Source organism: Streptomyces sp. NPDC039462 (assembly GCF_055639375.1).
This window is the reverse complement of the sequence record NZ_JBVKAO010000008.1, coordinates 457,362-474,617: the sequence shown is the minus strand read 5'-3', so window position 1 is coordinate 474,617 and position 17,256 is coordinate 457,362. Positions and strand designations below refer to the sequence as shown.

General features: G+C 71.2%; 14 protein-coding genes. 5 read left to right on the top strand and 9 right to left on the bottom strand.

What is annotated here, in order from left to right:
• Positions 1 to 417: 417 nt before the first annotated feature.
• Positions 418 to 3,090 carry a helicase-associated domain-containing protein gene (locus ACZ7LU_RS35305; RefSeq protein WP_471919075.1) on the bottom strand — a complete coding sequence of 891 codons (2,673 nt, stop codon included), beginning with the start codon at positions 3,088 to 3,090 and terminating at the stop codon, positions 418 to 420.
• Between the two features lie 393 nt (positions 3,091 to 3,483).
• On the opposite strand from ACZ7LU_RS35305, the gene ACZ7LU_RS35300 reads away from it, so the two are divergent.
• Genes ACZ7LU_RS35300 through ACZ7LU_RS35290 form a run of 3 tightly spaced genes read left to right on the top strand, consistent with a single transcriptional unit; the run spans position 3,484 to position 9,057 of the window.
• Entirely contained in the window at positions 3,484 to 4,980 is a 1,497-nt protein-coding gene (locus ACZ7LU_RS35300) for a hypothetical protein (RefSeq protein WP_471919074.1), read from the top strand.
• Positions 4,977 to 7,364, top strand: a complete 2,388-nt coding sequence (locus ACZ7LU_RS35295) for a tetratricopeptide repeat protein (protein WP_471919073.1) — start codon at positions 4,977 to 4,979, stop codon at positions 7,362 to 7,364. The genes ACZ7LU_RS35300 and ACZ7LU_RS35295 overlap by 4 nt, the downstream gene beginning before the upstream one ends.
• A 52-nt stretch (positions 7,365 to 7,416) precedes the next feature.
• Positions 7,417 to 9,057: a DNA repair helicase XPB gene (locus ACZ7LU_RS35290; RefSeq protein WP_398302977.1), complete on the top strand. Its 1,641-nt coding sequence runs from the start codon at positions 7,417 to 7,419 to the stop codon at positions 9,055 to 9,057.
• Between the two features lie 36 nt (positions 9,058 to 9,093).
• Here ACZ7LU_RS35290 and ACZ7LU_RS35285 read toward each other — a convergent pair whose 3' ends face one another.
• From ACZ7LU_RS35285 to ACZ7LU_RS35275, 3 genes are all read right to left on the bottom strand, one after another.
• Positions 9,094 to 9,450 carry a hypothetical protein gene (locus ACZ7LU_RS35285; protein ID WP_471919072.1) on the bottom strand — a complete coding sequence of 119 codons (357 nt, stop codon included), beginning with the start codon at positions 9,448 to 9,450 and terminating at the stop codon, positions 9,094 to 9,096.
• Positions 9,407 to 10,612, bottom strand: coding sequence for a glycosyltransferase 87 family protein (locus tag ACZ7LU_RS35280; RefSeq protein ID WP_471919071.1), 1,206 nt, complete (start codon positions 10,610 to 10,612; stop codon positions 9,407 to 9,409). Before ACZ7LU_RS35280 ends, ACZ7LU_RS35285 begins: the two co-directional genes overlap by 44 nt.
• Before the next feature lie 88 nt (positions 10,613 to 10,700).
• Positions 10,701 to 10,889: a hypothetical protein gene (locus ACZ7LU_RS35275; protein ID WP_471919070.1), complete on the bottom strand. Its 189-nt coding sequence runs from the start codon at positions 10,887 to 10,889 to the stop codon at positions 10,701 to 10,703.
• Between the two features lie 210 nt (positions 10,890 to 11,099).
• Between ACZ7LU_RS35275 and ACZ7LU_RS35270 the strand changes: the two genes are divergently transcribed.
• Positions 11,100 to 12,203: a hypothetical protein gene (locus ACZ7LU_RS35270; RefSeq protein WP_471919069.1), complete on the top strand. Its 1,104-nt coding sequence runs from the start codon at positions 11,100 to 11,102 to the stop codon at positions 12,201 to 12,203.
• A gap of 19 nt (positions 12,204 to 12,222) precedes the next feature.
• Here the strand turns inward: ACZ7LU_RS35270 and ACZ7LU_RS35265 are convergent, their stop codons facing one another.
• The 4 genes from ACZ7LU_RS35265 to ACZ7LU_RS35250 are packed head-to-tail and all read right to left on the bottom strand — an operon-like array spanning position 12,223 to position 16,161.
• Entirely contained in the window at positions 12,223 to 13,203 is a 981-nt protein-coding gene (locus ACZ7LU_RS35265; protein ID WP_471919068.1) for an ABC transporter substrate-binding protein, read from the bottom strand.
• 11 nt (positions 13,204 to 13,214) lie between these two features.
• A complete protein-coding gene (locus ACZ7LU_RS35260; protein WP_471919067.1) occupies positions 13,215 to 14,075 on the bottom strand; it encodes an ABC transporter ATP-binding protein in 861 nt (286 codons plus the stop codon).
• Positions 14,072 to 15,166: a FecCD family ABC transporter permease gene (locus ACZ7LU_RS35255; RefSeq protein ID WP_471919066.1), complete on the bottom strand. Its 1,095-nt coding sequence runs from the start codon at positions 15,164 to 15,166 to the stop codon at positions 14,072 to 14,074. The genes ACZ7LU_RS35260 and ACZ7LU_RS35255 overlap by 4 nt, the downstream gene beginning before the upstream one ends.
• Complete coding sequence (locus tag ACZ7LU_RS35250; RefSeq protein ID WP_471919065.1) at positions 15,163 to 16,161, bottom strand: FecCD family ABC transporter permease; 999 nt, start codon at positions 16,159 to 16,161, stop codon at positions 15,163 to 15,165. The genes ACZ7LU_RS35255 and ACZ7LU_RS35250 overlap by 4 nt, the downstream gene beginning before the upstream one ends.
• A 121-nt stretch (positions 16,162 to 16,282) precedes the next feature.
• Here ACZ7LU_RS35250 and ACZ7LU_RS35245 point away from each other — a divergent pair, with 121 nt between their 5' ends.
• On the top strand, positions 16,283 to 16,912 hold the full coding sequence (locus ACZ7LU_RS35245) for an HAD family hydrolase (protein WP_398302995.1): 630 nt from the start codon (positions 16,283 to 16,285) through the stop codon (positions 16,910 to 16,912).
• On the opposite strand, the gene ACZ7LU_RS35240 is transcribed toward ACZ7LU_RS35245, so the two are convergent.
• Positions 16,905 to 17,156 carry a hypothetical protein gene (locus tag ACZ7LU_RS35240; protein ID WP_398302997.1) on the bottom strand — a complete coding sequence of 84 codons (252 nt, stop codon included), beginning with the start codon at positions 17,154 to 17,156 and terminating at the stop codon, positions 16,905 to 16,907. The genes ACZ7LU_RS35245 and ACZ7LU_RS35240 overlap by 8 nt on opposite strands.
• Positions 17,157 to 17,256 lie beyond the last annotated feature (100 nt).

Below are 17,256 nucleotides of genomic sequence, written 5' to 3'. Positions count from 1 at the left end.
AGGGAACTGCGCGCCCAGCTACGACGCGCCAGCACTCGGCAAACGGCCCTCAGGGACCGCTGCCCCAGGGGCGCGGGGAACTGCGCAACAAACCACGACGCGCCGGCACCCGAAAGACGGGCGCCAGGGGCCACCCCCCAGGGGCGCGGGGAACTGCGCGCCCAGCCACGACGTGGCGACACGCGAAAGACGACCGCGGGGGGCCGCCTCCCCAGGGGCGGGGGGAACTGCGCAACAAGCCACGACGCGCTGGCACCCGAAAGACGGGCGCCAGGGGCCACCCACCAGGGGCGCGGGGAACTGCGCGCCCAGCCACGACGTGGCGACACGCGAAAGACGACCGCGGGGGGCCGCCTCTCCAGGGGCGCGGGGAACTGCGCGAAAAACCACGACGCCCCCGCCCCCGGGAGCCACGCCTCACTCGTCGGCAAGCTCGGCAACCCCCGTGATCCGGTGCAAGGGAAACGTGCGGACCTCATCCGCAGTGTGGTCGTAGGCCGTCACGAAGCCCCCTTCGACCCGCACCGGCGCGATGACACGCTGACTCGCGGCCCCCTCCGCGTTGACGTAACCGATCCACACCGCCTCACCGGTCATCACCGCGGCCTGCATCGTGGCGAGCGTCTCGGCAGCGGTGGTACGCGGCAGCCGCCCGTCCGCCGCCGCCGCCGAGGCGGAAGAGGCCGACGCCGGCGCCACCTTCCGGGGCGCCGTGGACGCCAGATCCCCCGCACGAATCGCCCGCACGGCCGCGTCGATGAGCGTCGCCCCGGGCACCGGCGGCCCGTCCGGCACGGGCTCGGGCGCCGAACGGGGCGGCGTGCGGTGGGCGTGGGCGCGGGTGATCAGGACATCGCCCTCCGCGCTCTCCGCGGCGGGCGCGAACCCCATGGACCGCAGCCCGTCCAGGAGCGCCCCGGGATCCGCCTGGGCGGCGAGCACGGTGGGCGCGAGGCGGCGCAGCCGCAGACTCTGCGCCCGCTTGTCCGCCATGATCTCGTCGAGCATCGCCTCGTCGTCGCACCGCACGTACGCGGAGGCGGCGCCGATCCGCAGGTGGCCGTGGCGGCGCGCCACGTCGTCGATCAGATAGGCCAGGGGCTGCGGGACCGGCGTACGGGAGTGGGCGGCGAGGAAGGCGTGCAGGTCGGACGCGGACTGCCCGGCGTCGAGCGCGCGGCGCACGGACCCGGGGGAGAAGCGGTAGACGGTGGCGCCGCCCTTCGACTCGACGTCGGCGAGCACGGCGAGGGCGTCACCGAGCGGCCGCTCCAGCGGGCCGGGGGCGACGGCGGTGAGGTCGGCCTGGAGGAGGACGTGATCGAGGGGCTTGGGGAGGAGCGGCGCAAGGAGCTCGGCGGCACGGGCAGCGGCGAGCCGACGCTCGCCGGTACTACTGGCACCGACACCGACACCGACACCCGCACCGGCACCGGCAGCCGCACCGGCAGGAGCAGCGGCACCCGCACCGGCACCCGCACCGGCAGGGACAGCGGCACCAACACCGGCACCCGCACCTGCACCGCTCCCCGCTCCCCCATTCCCTTCAGGCAACAGCGCCCGCCCATGCGTCGACAACGCCCCCCGCCCCGTGACACCCAGCAACTCCGCCTCGTCCAACGTCCATTGGGCGATCCGGGAGCGCAGGTCCGGAGCGGACGCGGCGTCGGCGGGACGGTTGCGGCCGGCGGGCGGGCGCTCCCAGCGGAGCCGGGCCTGGAGGGACTCCGGGTCGGGCGCCGAGCCCTCGGGGAGCGTGGCGAGGAGCGCGAGGACCCGGTGGCGTACCTCGGGGGCCGACGACCGGTCGAGGTGCGGACCGAGCGCGGACAGCGTGCGGTCCTTGCCGTCGCGGCCGCCGACGAGCCCCGCCGTGCGGGTGGCCGCGAGCCAGGCGCCGGCGAGCGCGGCCCAGCGCTCGGGGGCGGGCAGCTCCTGCCATTCGTCGTACGCGGGAGTCGCGGCGTACCGTTCGTCGGCCTCGCCGTCGGACGCCAGCAGGCCCGCGGCGTAGGCGAGTTCGACCCAGAACGCGGCCAGCGGCTCGGACGTGTCGAGCGCCACCGCGGTCCGCTTCAGGTCGCGCACGCTGAGGCCGCCCGCGCGCAGCACGGCGGGGCCGCCCTCGTCCCAGTCCTTCAGGAGTTCCTCGACGGTGGCGAGCGCGGTGTACGCCTGCCCGGCGGCGGTCGCGTCCACAACCTGTGGACGGTGTTCGCGCGCGACCTCGACGGGCGGCGGCGTCGGCTCGACCGTGCGGTGGGCGCGGCCGGCGCGCAGGTGCAGGGCGGCCTCGCGGGGCAGTACGACGGTGCCGGGCGCGGTCGGAAGGAGCAGCCCCCGGTCCAGGAGCCAGCGCAGGTGCCGGGCCGGGTCGGCGGTGACCTGTCCGTAGGGCGGCCCCCACACCAGGCGGGAGAGCACCTCGACGGCCTCGGTGGGCGCCTCGTCGAGCAGTGCCGACATGCGCGTACGGTCTGTGAACAGCGCGGTCAGCGACTGTACGGCGGACACCGCGTCGTGCGTCGTCGGGAGCCCGGCCGCCGCGACGATGTCCTGGATGCGGGTCGGCGACATCCCGGCCGTGGCCTCGGCGACGGTGGGGCCGAGGCCGGTCGGGGACGGGTGCTGCGGCGACGGGGCGAGGAGCTCCCGCGCGGTGCGGACGAGCCGGAGCCGGTCGTCGGTCCCCCACACGAGTGCCTGCTCGTGGAGCGTGCCGAGGGCGCGCCGTAGCGCCCGCTCGACGGCCGGGTCCCCGTCGTCCCCGGCGAGCAGCCCACGCACCTCCTCGTACGAGGCGGGGTCCGACGCCACGGCGAGCGCCTCGGCGACCTGCTGCGCGAACCGGTCGAGCCGCTCCAGGGCCCGCACCACGGAGGCCCGGGTCCCCGCCCGCGTGGCGAGCTGGGTGAGGTCGCCGGGCACCGGGTTCAGCAGGTCGGGCCGGACCCGGAGCAGGTCGGCGAGCGCGCCGTCCTCCCGCGACCGCAGCGCTTCGGCGAGGGAGCGGGGCGTCTCCGCCCCGCGAGGCGATACGGGCGCGCTCGCGCCGGCACTGTCCGTGGGCTGCGGCTCGTCGGTGCTCATCCGGTTCACGGTAGCGGGTCGGGCGCTCCCGCCGGTGGAGTCACCTTCGCGGTCGAGCCTCGGCAGGGGGCTGGTGGCCGACGTCTTCGTTCCGCGCACCCGAGTGCGAGAGACCGGATGTTCTGCCTACGAGAGACGCTTGCGTGCACAGCCCTCCCTTCGTTCGGTCGGCCAGGGATCACCCATGTCTCTGAGTGACCGGACGCCCTCCGCACGATGCGGCATGCTTGTGCAGGGGAGGGTGGTGTGGGCAAAGCATCGAGAAAGAAGCGGGAGCGGAAGGTGGCCGTAGCCCCTTCAGTCGAAGTCCTGGACGGTAGTGGTGGCCCCCGAGCGATCGGCGAGGCTGCAATGGTGCGGCTGTTGCGCTCAAACACCCCAGGAAAGCCCAGCTTGGCCGCTGCCTACGCAGCCGGTTTCATGGAGTTGTGGCTTGCTCAGCAAGAGGACTCAGCGCCGCACTGGTATGACGACATGGACCCGTTGGACGCACTGTTCCTGGGGGCTGCCTTCCCCAGGACTTTCCGTGACGAGTTCGAGTTCGCCAACGCGCGTGATGCCTGGCTGCGCTTGTTGCGCGGCACTGTGCACGGGAAGGGCATCCAGCGCTTCGTCCGCGAGGTCGTCTCAGCCAGCGAGGAGCTCCATCTCCCGGTGGACGGCGCAGAGCTGATGCTGGTGCTCAACGGGCGACTTGAAGGTGCAGGACTCGACCAGCGCAGCCTGCCCCGGCGACTGCTGCCCGAGGCGGCCCTCCAGAACTGCCGTGCGGTCTACGGTCCGCCTTCGAGCCTGCCGCTGCCCGAGCCGCCGGTGGACGCGAAGGAAAGGAGCAGGCAGTTCTGGAAAGGCGCTGACGAGAATTCGGGGGGCGAGGACACGCCTCGGGCCATCCTCCGCGACGGGCTGCGCCGGTTCCGCGAGGCCGGGCTACGGGTGAAAGACGAATCCGGACTGCTACTGCCGGCGTTGTATGTGGCGCTGATGGCGAAGCCGGGCGAGCTTCTGGAGGACTCGGGTGAACACGCCTCTGCATGGGCGCTGTCCCTGGACGAGTCATCAACGCTGGTACCGGTACTCGACACTCTGCTACTTGCCCCCCAGCTGGAGATGTCTGTGGCCGAGACTCTCGGCAGTCTCTCCACCGTCCCCGCCTTCACCGAGCCGATCCCCTCGGAAGCCCTGCTGTGGACCAGCTCTCCTGGTCTCGCCCTGCACCGTCTGGCCTTCGAGCTGGGAATTCCCAAGGTGTCCACGCTGACCGGAATGGTGACCCCGGACCTGCTGGACTGGGTGGGCATGCACGCCAGAATGCGCTTGCGCAGCATCGCTCGAGAGAACACCGCTGACCTCGAAGGCTCGGATATCAGCGACGTTGCGGAGGTCGCGCAGGACGAGTCGGACGACGGATGGGCCGAGCGACGGGAAGCCGTTCGCGAGACGGTGCTGAAGAAGGTCCGCAAGAGGGCCGGCAGGACGGAGCCGCCGCGTCGCCGGTCCAATCACCCCGCCGAACGCATCTGGAACGCCGACGGCAGCTCTGTGGTGCGGTTCTCCACCGACACGCCGTACGGAGATGAGGTGAAGGAGGGCTTGGAAGGCCAACTGAAGGCCTTTCGAGATAAGTTCGGACGCGAGCCTGGGCCTCACGACCCCGTCTTTTTTGACCCCGATGCGGACGAGCCCACCCCTCTCAGCAAGGAGTACTTCGACACCATGCTGCTGGAAATCGCGGAGCGCGCGGCCGAGATAGGCATCGACCCGGCCTTCCTCCATGCCTGGCGTGAGGTCGGATACGTGGTCACAGAGCAAAACAGGAACATGTTCACCACAGCCGAGGTCCTTTCCTTCAGTAGGGCTATCGTCCGGCACCAGCAGGCCCAGGAATGACCAGCACGGTCGAGAACCACATCAGCGGAGGAGTCTTTTTCGGCTTTGTCGTACAGGGGCAGACCGTCAACCTGACGTTGCCGGACCGAGCGGGCCCTGCGCTCGCCGGACTGCCCCCAAGATCCGAGACCTTCGCCGGACGATGTACCCAGCTGGAAACTGTCTGCACGGCCCTGGAGCCGAGTGAGTCGGGAGAGGCGGCTGGCACCATTACGGTAACCGGACTCGCGGGTACGGGTAAGACCGAACTCATACTCCAAGCTGCGCACAGAGCATTGCGGGAAAACAACTGGTTCCCCGGTGGAGTCCTCTTCGTCGATCTGCACGGTTATGACGCGACGCGCAAGGTGTCTCCGAAGCAGGCGCTCGGCACCCTCCTGCGGGCACTCGGCATACCTCCGGAACACATTCCTTCCGGAACCGAGGAACGCGCGCTCGTGTACCGGTCAGCGCTTGGGGCGCTCGCTGCTGCCGGACGGCGGGTCCTGGTCGTTCTGGACGACGTACCGGCTACTGCCAAGATTCGCCATCTGCTGCCGAGCGACACGAGCACGGCCACCCTCATCTCTTCGCGGCACTCCCTTGCAGAGCTGGACGCCCTGGCGGTCACCTTGAGGGAGCTTCCTGCTGACGAGGGACGGGAGCTGCTGGACAACGTGCTGAGCGTGGCGCTGCCGGATGATTCCCGAGTGGCGGTCGAGGCGAGCGAGGCCGACCGGCTTGTCACGCTGTGCGGCGGTCTGCCGTTGGCCCTGCGTATCTTGGCTTCCCTATTGGTGGACGTGCCGACTCGGCCCCTGTCCCACCTCCGCCGGAACCTGGAGGACGAGCACTCCCGGCTCGATGTGCTGAGCCGGGAGGAGCGCGCCGTGACGGCGGCCTTCGAGTTGTCCTACCGGTCGCTCACAAGAGATCAGGCAAGGCTCTTCCGGTTGATGTCCCTGCATCCGGGGCCTGACTTCTCCGTAGAAGCTGCGGCCGCGTTGTACGGCGAGAGTGGCACAGAAACGGAACGGCTACTGCTGGACCTCGCTCGTCGGCACTTGGTCGAGCCACGGGACCCCTATGGCCGCTGGCGGCAGCATGCTCTGGTGCGTCTTTACGCCCGGAGGCGGCTCGTGTCGGGCAGCGACGCCTGGGGAAAGGCCCTCATGCGTCTGCTCGCCTATTTTCACAAGATGGCGACCTTGGCGTGTGACAAACTCTTCGACCCAGCGGAAACCCGTCCGGCGACTGATTCCGTCTTCACGACTCGAGCGGAAGCGTTGCAGTGGCTGGAGTCCGAGCGGTCTGCTCTCGTCGTGGCTGCTCTCTGGGCTCACGACGCCGACGACGACCTGACATGTGTCGCCCTGACAGTCCCTGTTTCGCAGTTCTTGATGGAGATGCGTTATCTGGAGGACGCCAGGTGTGTGATGTCCGCGGGCATCCGTTCGAGCCGACGGTGCAAGGACCGTTTTCATGAGGCATCTCTGCTGAGCGCTCTCGGCGTGGTGCTCCGGGACATGCGTAAGTTGCGCAGGTCTGTTCGAGCGCACAACAAGGCCATCAAGATCTGCCGGGAGCTGAAGAAGCGCGAGGCCCTTGCCAGTGCACTGAACAACCTCGGGCTCTCTCTCCACGAGCAACGCAGGTTCGAACAGGCCGTGGCGGCCCATATCGAGGCAGCGCGGCTGTTCAAGTGCGTCGGCGACCGGGTGGGGGCGGCGCGCGCTCTGAGTAACACCGGAGAGACTTTGACTGAGCTAGGCCGCCGGAAGGAAGCTACCCATGTCCTGCGCAAGGCCGCGAAGATCCTACGTAAACACGGCGACCTGCGCGGGTATGCCCAGGCTCTGGGGAGTATCGCCACGGCGGTGCGCAACGACGGGCAAGCCGGGCAGGCCCTGGAGCTGCACAGGCGCGCACTCGATATGGCCGATGGACTGCTCATGCCCCATGAGAGGGCAGTCGAGCTGTCCAACTGCTCTGGAACGCTGATCGCTGCCGGAGACCTGGAGGCAGCTCTCGCCGCACAACAGGAAGCACTGAACATCTTTCGGCAGCTTGGAGATCGCCGTGGTGAGGCGATGTCCCTGGGCAACATGGCGCTCGCACGTCAGATGCAGGGCAAGTGGAACAAGGCTGTGCGGCTGCACACCCTTGCGCTGGAGGCATTCCTCGAGGGTAAGGACGATCACGGTCTGGCCGACGAACTGACGAGTCTCGCGCGTGCGCTGCTTCAGCAGGGCTGCAATACCGAGGCCCTGGAGAACTTGGAGCTCGCCGCCGACCTGTACCACCAGATCGGCGACACAGAGAAGGATGTGGACACGCGCAACACCATCGATCAGGTACGCAGGAGGGTCGGACGCGGCGTGCGACCTGCGGTGGCCCGGTCGTGATCACGCCCCCATGCGGCACACTGGACGTTTGGCCTATGGAAAGGGCGCTCGCGTGAACGGTCCCCTCATCGTCCAGTCGGACAAGACTCTCCTGCTCGAGGTCGACCACGAGCAGGCCGACGCCTGTCGTCGGGCCATCGCGCCCTTCGCGGAGCTGGAGCGGGCGCCCGAGCACATCCACACGTACCGGGTCACCCCGCTCGGGCTGTGGAACGCGCGGGCCGCCGGGCACGACGCGGAGCAGGTCGTGGACGCGCTCGTGGAGTTCTCCCGGTATCCCGTGCCGCACGCCCTCCTCGTCGACGTGGCGGAGACGATGGCGCGGTACGGGCGCCTCACGCTCTCCAAGCACCCCACCCACGGGCTCGTGCTGACCACCACCGACCGGCCGGTGCTTGAGGAGATCCTGCGGTCGAAGAAGGTGCAGCCGCTCGTCGGCGAGCGGATCGACCCGGACACCGTCGTCGTGCACCCCTCCGAGCGCGGGCAGGTCAAGCAGACGCTGCTGAAGCTGGGCTGGCCCGCCGAGGACCTCGCCGGGTATGTGGACGGTGAGGCCCACAAGATCGATCTGGACGAGAGCGGCTGGTCGCTGCGGCCCTATCAGCAGCAGGCCGTCGAAGGGTTCTGGCACGGCGGAAGCGGTGTCGTCGTGCTGCCCTGCGGGGCGGGGAAGACCCTCGTCGGCGCGGGGGCCATGGCGCAGGCCAAGGCGACCACGCTGATCCTCGTCACCAACACCGTCTCCGCCCGCCAGTGGAAGCACGAGCTGGTGAAGCGGACCTCCCTCACGGAGGACGAGATCGGTGAGTACAGCGGGACGCGGAAGGAGATCCGGCCCGTCACCATCGCCACGTACCAGGTGCTCACGACCAAGCGGAAGGGCATCTATCCGCACCTCGAGCTCTTCGACTCGCGGGACTGGGGGCTCGTGATCTACGACGAGGTGCACCTCCTGCCCGCGCCCGTCTTCAAGTTCACCGCCGACCTCCAGGCGCGGCGGCGCCTCGGGCTGACCGCGACCCTCGTCCGCGAGGACGGGCGCGAGTCCGACGTCTTCTCACTCATCGGGCCCAAGCGGTTCGACGCCCCGTGGAAGGAGATCGAGGCGCAGGGCTACATCGCGCCCGCCGACTGCGTCGAGGTCCGCGTCAATCTGACCGACAGCGAGCGGCTCGCGTACGCCACCGCCGAGGCCGAGGAGAAGTACCGGTTCTGTGCGACCACCGCCACGAAGCGGAAGGTCACGGAGGCGCTCGTCAAGAAGCACGCCGGTGAGCAGACCCTCGTCATCGGGCAGTACATCGACCAGCTCGACGAGCTCGGCGAGCACCTGGACGCGCCCGTCATCAAGGGCGAGACGACCAACGCGCAGCGCGAGAAGCTCTTCGGCGCGTTCCGGGAGGGGGAGATCTCCGTCCTCGTCGTCTCGAAGGTCGCCAACTTCTCCATCGACCTGCCCGAGGCCACCGTCGCCATCCAGGTGTCCGGCACGTTCGGGTCGCGGCAGGAGGAGGCCCAGCGGCTCGGGCGCGTGCTGCGGCCCAAGGCCGACGGGCACGAGGCCCGCTTCTACTCCGTCGTCGCCCGCGACACCATCGACCAGGACTTCGCCGCCCACCGGCAGCGGTTCCTCGCCGAGCAGGGGTACGCGTACCGGATCGTGGACGCGGATGAGCTCCTGGCCCAGTAGCTAGTAGCTAGTAGCTAGTAGAGGCGAGCCAGAGTCCTAGGCGCCCGCCAGCATCGCCGCCGGGATCACCAGCACCGAGGCCAGCGCCCACACCGTCCGCAGCCACGCCGCGCGCGAGTCGCGCGGCGTGAGCCAGCCCGCCGTCAGGCCGCCGAGGCCGCCGAGCGTCGCCAGGACGTAGCGGCCGACCACCTCCTGGTGCTCCGGCGACGACGCGTCGCCGAGCTCCGCGTCGAGCGCGACCACGAACCAGCCGAGCGTGAGCAGCAGGAGGACGACCGGGGTCGCCAGGGCCAGGGCGAGGACGCGGGAGGGCCGGGGGACCGGATGGGCGGCGGCGTAGGCGGCGTTACGCGCGGCCCACTCGTGGCGGGACTCCGTCTCGGGGTGCATGCGGCGAGTCAACCCGCGGGCGCGGGGCGGGCACCTCGGTGCGCGTACTCAGGTACGTACTCAACATCGGCGCCAGAGCCAGCGCCAGCAGCGCGTACGGCGACGCAAGCGGCTGCTGCCACCACGGCAGGCGCAGGTCCAGGTCGCCCTGGTGCGGAAGCAGCCAGAAGGTGCGGGCGGTGAAGAGGACGGCCACGGCGGCGGCCGCCCGCGGCCTGCCCTCCGCGATCAGGACGGCGAGGAGCGGCACGCACCACACCCAGTGGTGCGACCAGCTGATGGGCGAGATCAGCACGGTCGTGAACGCGGCCAGGAGCAGTGCGCGGGGCTCGTCGGGCGTGCGGCGGGCCAGCCAGAGGCCGGCGACGGCCGTCATGGCCGCGGGGACGGCCCAGGCCGCGCCGGGTTCGGCGTCGTGCAGGAGCCGGGCGATCAGACCCTGAAGGGACTGGTTGTCGACGATCCACGCCTTGCCGACCCGGCCCGTCTCGAAGACCCGCCGCGTCCAGAACTCGACGCTCGCCGCGGGCAGCACCAGCGCGCCGAGCAGCACGGTGCCCGCGAACCCGGCGAGCGCGGTGGCCGCCTCCCGGACCCGCCCGCGCAGCAGCAGGTACGCGATGAACACGGCGGGCGTCAGCTTGATGCCGGCCGCGACGCCGAGCGCGAAGCCCTTGCCGAGGGCGCCGGACGGCCGGGTGAGGTCCCAGAGGACGAGGCAGGCGAGGGCGAGGTTGATCTGGCCGAACAGGACGGTCTGGAAGACGGGTTCGAGCCAGAGGGCGAGGGCCGTGGCGGCGCACAGGGGCGCGGCGCGCGCGGGGAGGCCCGCGAGACGGCAGGAGAGGCGGATCAGGAGCGCGAGGAGACCGGCGTTGCCGACGAGGAAGACGGCCTTCAGGACCCCTACGGGAAGCCAGGTCGTCGGTACGAAGAGGATCGCGGCGAACGGCGGGTAGGTGGCGGGCAGTTCCCACTCCGTGACGGTGAACCCGTACAGGTCGCTGCCGTTGGCGACGGCCGCGCCCTCCGCCCGGTAGACCAGGGTGTCGACCATCCGTACGTCCTGGACGACGCAGAGGACGGCCAGCGCGGTGAGGGAGACCGCGAGCAGCGAGGCGGCTGCGAGGAGTGAGGACTTCGTCACCGCACGTGATGTCACGGCGTGACTTTAATGGACCTCGTGGCGCGGGCGAGGGCGCCCGGCCGGGGCGGGTCAGCGGTGTCGTACGCCCGCTCCTTGGCGTGCGTCAGCGGTGTCGTACGCCCGCTTCCTCGGCGTACTCACCGAGCACGACGACGCCGAACGCGGCGCTCGCCAGGACCTTCGCGGCGCGCAGGACGCCGCTCACGCGATGCGGGTGCCGGGTGCCCCGGCCGTCGGCGGCGGGGTCCGCGGAGGAGTGGACGGACACGGGGGTGAAGGTTGCTGCGCTCATGACTTCATGATGGTTTCCGGGCGCCCTCCGCACATCGGCCTCCGGTGCGACCCGCCTCTCGCTCTCCGGTGCACCTCACGGCGGAGCCCGTACACCCTGAGACGGACGGCGACCCCTAGGGTGCGGGCGCCCTGTGGCCCTGAGACGGTAACGTCGGGAGCGCTGTGCACAACCGCGGCGCGTCAACGCAGCCGCCCCGGAGGGGACTTCGTGGGGATCGAGAGCGATCAGCTGGTCTACGACTATCTGAGCCGGGTCGGAGACCTGGCCCAGCAGCGGCAGTTGCCGTCCGGCGACCGGATGCGGCTGGTCGCCGACCTGCGGAACCGGATCGACCGGGGCCGGTCGTCGGGACCCGCGGGCGACAGCCCCGCCGCGGTCCGCCGCATCCTGGCCCGCCTCGGCACGCCGGAGGAGGTCGTCGAAGCGGCGGGCGGGGCGTCCGGCGACGTACCGGAGGACCCGCCCGCGGAGAAGAGCGCCCCCGCCCGGCAGAAGAGCCCGAGGAACCCGAGGAGTCCGAGGAGTCCGAAGAGCCCAAGGAGTCCGAACAGTTCGAAGAGTTCGAAGAGTGTGCAGAGTCTGCGGCGCGTCGTGCCCGGGCCCCGCCGCGAGAGCTCCTCGAAGGCCCCGGCCGCCCCGGAACACCCCGCCGACTTCGAGGGCGCGTCGCCGCCGCACCTCGCGGGCACGGACGAGCTGGGGCCGAGCGGTTCCGAGCCCGACTGGTGGCGGGTGGACAGCAGCCCGTTCGGCCTCGCCGACAGCGTCCCCGGCTTCGTCGGCGGTGTGGAGATCCCGGAAATACTCAAGCCCCCGCCCAAGGAGGACCCCGAAGAGGCGGACGAGGACGAGGAAGGGGCGGACGCGTACGCCTACGAGGAAGAGGCAGCGGAAGAGGCGGCGGGCGAGGGGGCGCGCCGGCGGTGGTGGCGGGTCGGCCGGGCGGGCGGCGGCGCAGGCCCGGGCCTCCCCACGTTCAGCAACCCGCTGCTCCTGCTCGCCGCCGCGCTCCTCGTCGTCGGCGCGGTCCTCGGCAACCTCGTGGTCCTCGGCGTCGGCTGGCTCATCACCTACGTCTCCCGCAGGCTCACCCCCGCCGAGGTGAAGTTCGCCGTCCTGTGGCTGCCGGGGCTCGCGGTGGCCGCGGGCATCACGTGGCTGTGGGGGCGCGCCGATAAGGGCTGGGGCGAGCCGATCGCGGACGGGCACATGAGCGACGCCATCGGCGACACCTGGCCGTGGGTGGTGCGCGGCGCGGCCGTCACCTCCGCGCTCTTCCTGCTGTGGAGATCGCAGCGGCGACGGCCGTGAGGCACCGCCCGCCAGGGGCCTACTTCTTCGTCAGGGCCGTCTGCATCTCGTCCAGGATCTTGTCCGCCGCGGTGTAGCCGATGCCCTGGATCCACAGCGCGTCGTCGACGGTGTGGACGTTGCCGGACTGCACGGCCTTCATGTTCTTCCACAGGGCGCTGCCGGTCGTCTGCGTCTGCTTGGCCTTCTTCGGGTCGCCGTACGTCGACTGGAAGATGACGTCCGTGTCCGCGAGGTCGATCTTCTCGGGGGACAGGTCGTAGGAGAAGCCGTCCTTGGCCTTCGCGGAGATCGGCGCGCGGCCGAGGCCGACGTCCTTGAGGAGCGTGGCGATGTAGCTCTGGTCGCCGTAGAGGCGGATGTCGGCGCCCTCCATGAAGCGGATGACGTTGACCTCGGTCCGCTCGGCCTCGGCGGGGCCGCCGATGGCGGTGGTGACCTTCTTGGCGTGCGCCTTGTAGTCGTCGACGACCTTCGCCGCCTCGGCCTGCTTGCCCATCGCTTCCGCGTGGACCTGGAAGTTCTCCTTCCAGGGGTAGCCGGTCGTCTCCGTCATGACGGTCGGCGCGATCGCCTTGAGCTGGTCGTACTTGGCGGCGTGCCGGATCTTCGACGTCAGGATGAGGTCGGGCTTGAGCGCGGCGATGGCCTCCATGTTGGGGTTCAGCATCTCGCCGACGTCCTTGATGCCCTTGACCTTGTCCTTGGGCAGGTAGCTCGGGAAGCCGGACTCGGCCTCGACGTGCGTGGAGCCGACCGGCTGCACGCCGAGCGTGATCGCGGAGTCCAGCTCGGCGGTGTCGAGGACGACGACGCGCTGCGGCTTCTCGGGGACCTTCACGTCGCCCATGGCCGTCTTGACGGTACGGGTCTTGCCGCCGGCGGCGCCGGACCCGTCGGAGTCGGAGGAGCCGCAGGCGGAGAGCGCGAGCGCGCCGGTCAGGGCCAGCGATCCGGTGAGGAGCGCCCGGCGGCGCAGCGGGGAGCGGGAGGGGGTCATGGGGACGCCTTTCATGCGGTGGGGTCGTGCCGTCGGGCGGGGGCGGTGCGGGCGGGCGAGGGCGCGGACCACGGCGCCCCGGGGACGACCAGGGGGGAGCCGGTCACGGGGTCCGGCACCACCACGCAGTCCAGGCCGAAGACCTGGCGTACGAGATCCTCGGTGACGATCTCCGAGGGGGCTCCCTCGGCGACGACCTCGCCCTTCTTCATGGCGACGAGGTGGTCGGCGTACCGCGCGGCCTGGTTGAGGTCGTGCAGGACCACGGCGACCGTGCGGCCCCGGTCGCCGTCGTGCGTGGCCGTGGCCAGCTGGCGCACCAGGTCGAGGACTTCGACCTGGTGGGAGATGTCCAGGTAGGTGGTGGGCTCGTCCAGGAGGAGGATGTCCGTGTCCTGCGCGATGGCCATCGCGATCCAGACGCGCTGGCGCTGGCCGCCGGAGAGTTCGTCGACGGGGCGTTCGGCGAGCGCGGTGACGTCGGTACGTGCCATGGCCTCGGTCACCGCCCTCTCGTCGTCGTCGGACCACTGCTGCCACCAGTGCTGGTGCGGCTGGCGGCCGCGCGCGACGAGGTCGGCGACGGTGATCGCGTCGGGGGCGACGGGCGTCTGCGGGAGCAGGCCGATCTGCTGGGCGATCTTCCTGGTGGGCAGCTTGGCGAGGGACGCGCCGTCGAGGAGGACGGCACCGTTCTTCGGCTTGAGGAGGCGGCCGAGGGCCCGCAGCGTCGTGGACTTGCCGCAGGCGTTGGGGCCGACGATGACGGTGACCTTGCCGTCGGGGATCACGAGGTCGAGGCCGTCGACGACGGTGTGGTCCTCGTAGGCGAGGGTCAGCTCGCGGGCCGAAAGGCGGGCGGCGGCTGTCACGACGTGCCTCCATTGCGGACGGAGCGGCTCCGGACGATGAGCCAGATGAGGTACGGGGCACCGACCGCCGCCGTCAGGACGCCCACCGGGAGCTCCGTGGGCGAGAAGAGGCGGCGCGCAAGGAGGTCGGCGAGGACCACGATGAGCGCGCCGAGCAGCGCCGAGCACAGCAGCGGGAGCTGCGCGGTGCGGGTGAGGCGGCGGGCGATCTGGGGGGCGAGGAGCGCCACGAAGTCGACGGGGCCCGCGGCGCCGGTCGCCACCGAGGCGAGGACGACGCCGAGCAGGACGAGCCCGAGGCGTACGTGTCCGAGGCGCGTCCCGAGAGCCGTCGCCGTGTCGTCGTCCATGCTGACGGCGCGCTGGGCGCGGGCCGCCCACAGGACGAAGGGGAGCAGGACGAGCAGGGTGACGCCGAGCGGGTTCGCCTCGGCCCAGCCGCGGCCGTTGAGGGAGCCCGTCATCCAGATCTGCGCCTGCTGGGCGACGAGGTAGTCGCCCTTCGTCATGAAGAGCGTCGTCAACGACCGCAGGGCGATGGCGATGCCGATGCCGATCAGGACGAACCGGGTGGCATGCAGGCCGCCGCGCCACGCGAAGACGTAGACGAGGGCGGCCGCGGCGATCCCGCCGAGCACGGACAGGTAGGGGAGCACCGTGTACGAGGAGATGCCGAAGGTCATCGCGCCGACCGTCAGCGCGCTCGCGCCCTGGCTGATGCCGATGATGTCGGGGCTGGCGAGCGCGTTGCGGGCCACGGTCTGGATGAGCGCACCCGCCACGCCGAACGCGGCGCCGACGAGCAGGCCCACCACCATGCGGGGTTCGCGCAGGGTGCCGACGACCAGCGTGTCCGGCGAGGGCTGCCCGAGGACGACCTTCAGGGCCTCGACGGGCTGGACGAAGGACTCGCCGACACAGAGGTACGCGAGACAGCTCGCGGCGAGCAGCAGGGCGAGGGCGGCGGCCACCGCGGCGGCCCTGCGGTGCACGAGGAAGGCGGCCTTGCGCACGCGGAGCACGGCGTAGCCGGCGGGCCGGACGCGGGCCGGGTTCCTGGCCGGGGCCACGGCAGTCGTACCGCTGCTCATGCCGCCACCGTCTTCCGGCGGACGAGCGCCACCAGGAACGGCACCCCGATCAGCGCGGTCATCACGCCGGCGGGCACCTCGCTGGGCGGGAAGACGATCCGCCCCACCGTGTCGGAGGCGAGGAGCATCACCGGGCCGAGGACCGCCGCGAGCGGCAGCACCCAGCGGTGGTCGCTGCCGATGAGGGCGCGGGCGATGTGCGGCACGGCGAGGCCGATGAACGCGATCGGTCCCGCTGCGGCCACGCCCGCGCCGGTGAGGACCGTCGCGCCGAGCCCGCCGACGATCCGTACCGCCGCGACGTTCTGGCCGAGCCCCTTCGCCACGTCCTCGCCGAGCGCCAGCGCGTCGAGGCCGCGTGCGACCGCGAGGACGAGCACCAGGCCCACGAGCAGGAACGGCCAGATCTGGCCGACGATCTCGGCGTCGCGGCCGGCGAGCGAACCCACCTGCCAGAACCGGAACTCGTCGAGAGCGGAGGCCTTGGTGGTGAGGATCGCGGTCGTCACGGAGACGAGCAGCGCGTTGATCGCGGCGCCGCCGAGGGCGAGTTTCACGGGGGTCGCGCCGCCCCGGCCGCCGGCCGCGATGGCGTAGACGGCGACGGACGCGAGCCCGGCGCCGGCGAACGCCCACCAGACGTAACCGGTCAGGGTGTGGACACCGGCGTAGGCGATGGCGAGGACGACACCCACCGAGGCGCCCTGGCTGATGCCGAGGATGCCGGGGTCGGCGATCGGATTGCGGGTCATGCCCTGGAGGACGGTCCCCGCGAGCGCGAGCGAGGCGCCGACGAGCACGCCGATCACGGTGCGGGGCACCCGCATCTCGCGGATCACGCCGGCGGAGCCGCTGTCCCCGCCGTGCAGCAGCGCGTCGAACACGGCGGAGGGCGCGACGGCGCGGGCGCCCACGGAGAGGCTGAACAGGACGGCGAGCAGCAGGGCCACGACGGCCGCCGTCATCACGGCGGCGCGTCCGACGGGCACACGCATCGGCTGAGCTCGTTTCACGGGGGCGAGGACAGGGGGGAGGGCCGGGGCACGGGGGAGGGGGCAGTAAGGGTGGGCTAAGTCTATGTGCGGGCGGGGCGGCCGCCGTCGGCAGAATGGGCCCATGAGCTCACACACGCTGACCGTCGGCTTCGACCTCGACATGACCCTGATCGACTCACGGCCCGGCATCAAGGCCGCCTACCAGGCGCTCTCCGCGGCGACGGGGACGTACGTCGACGCCGACCTGGCGATCACGCGGCTCGGCCCGCCGCTGGAGCAGGAGCTGCGGAACTGGTTCCCCGAGGACAGGATCGAGGAGACGGCCGACCTCTACCGTGAGATCTACCCCACACACGCCATAGAGCCGACGCTCGCGATGCCCGGCGCCCGCGAGGCCGTCGCCGCGGTCCACGCGCACGGCGGCCGCGCGATCGTGGTGACCGCCAAGCACGAGCCCAACGCGAAGCTGCACCTGTCGCACCTCGGCATCGAGGCCGACGCCGTCATCGGCTGGCTGTGGGCGGAGGCGAAGGCGGCGGCGCTGCGCGAGCACGACGCGGCGGTGTACGTCGGCGACCACACCGGCGACGTACGCGGCGCGCGTACGGCGGGCGCGCTCTCCGTCGCGGTGGCGACCGGACCGTGCGACGCAGCGGAACTGCGCGCGGCGGGCGCGGACGTCGTCCTCGGCGGGCTGCCGGAGTTCCCCGCCTGGCTCGACGCGTACGCCGCGCGTGGCGCCGTCAGCTGACGCCGGACCTGGCCTGACGCCGTTGGGAGGCGATGCCGCGCAGCACCCCGATCCCCGCGATGAGGAAGCCGACGCCCATCAGCATGCACACCGCGTACGCGATGGAGGGAAAGGGGTCGGTGCCCAGGAACAGCGGGGCCACCGTGACCAGTGTGGCCACGGCTCCGACGAAGAAGACGATCGCTCCGGTCCGGACCATGCCATCGCCGGGACCGGCGGAATTCGCTTGGGTTTTGTCACGCACCCGACCAGGGTAGTTCCCAGCGCGTAGGAAGAATCCGGGGACGTCTTGTCACCGGCCCCCGGACCAATAGTCTTGGGTTCGGCGGGTCGTGCGACCCGCT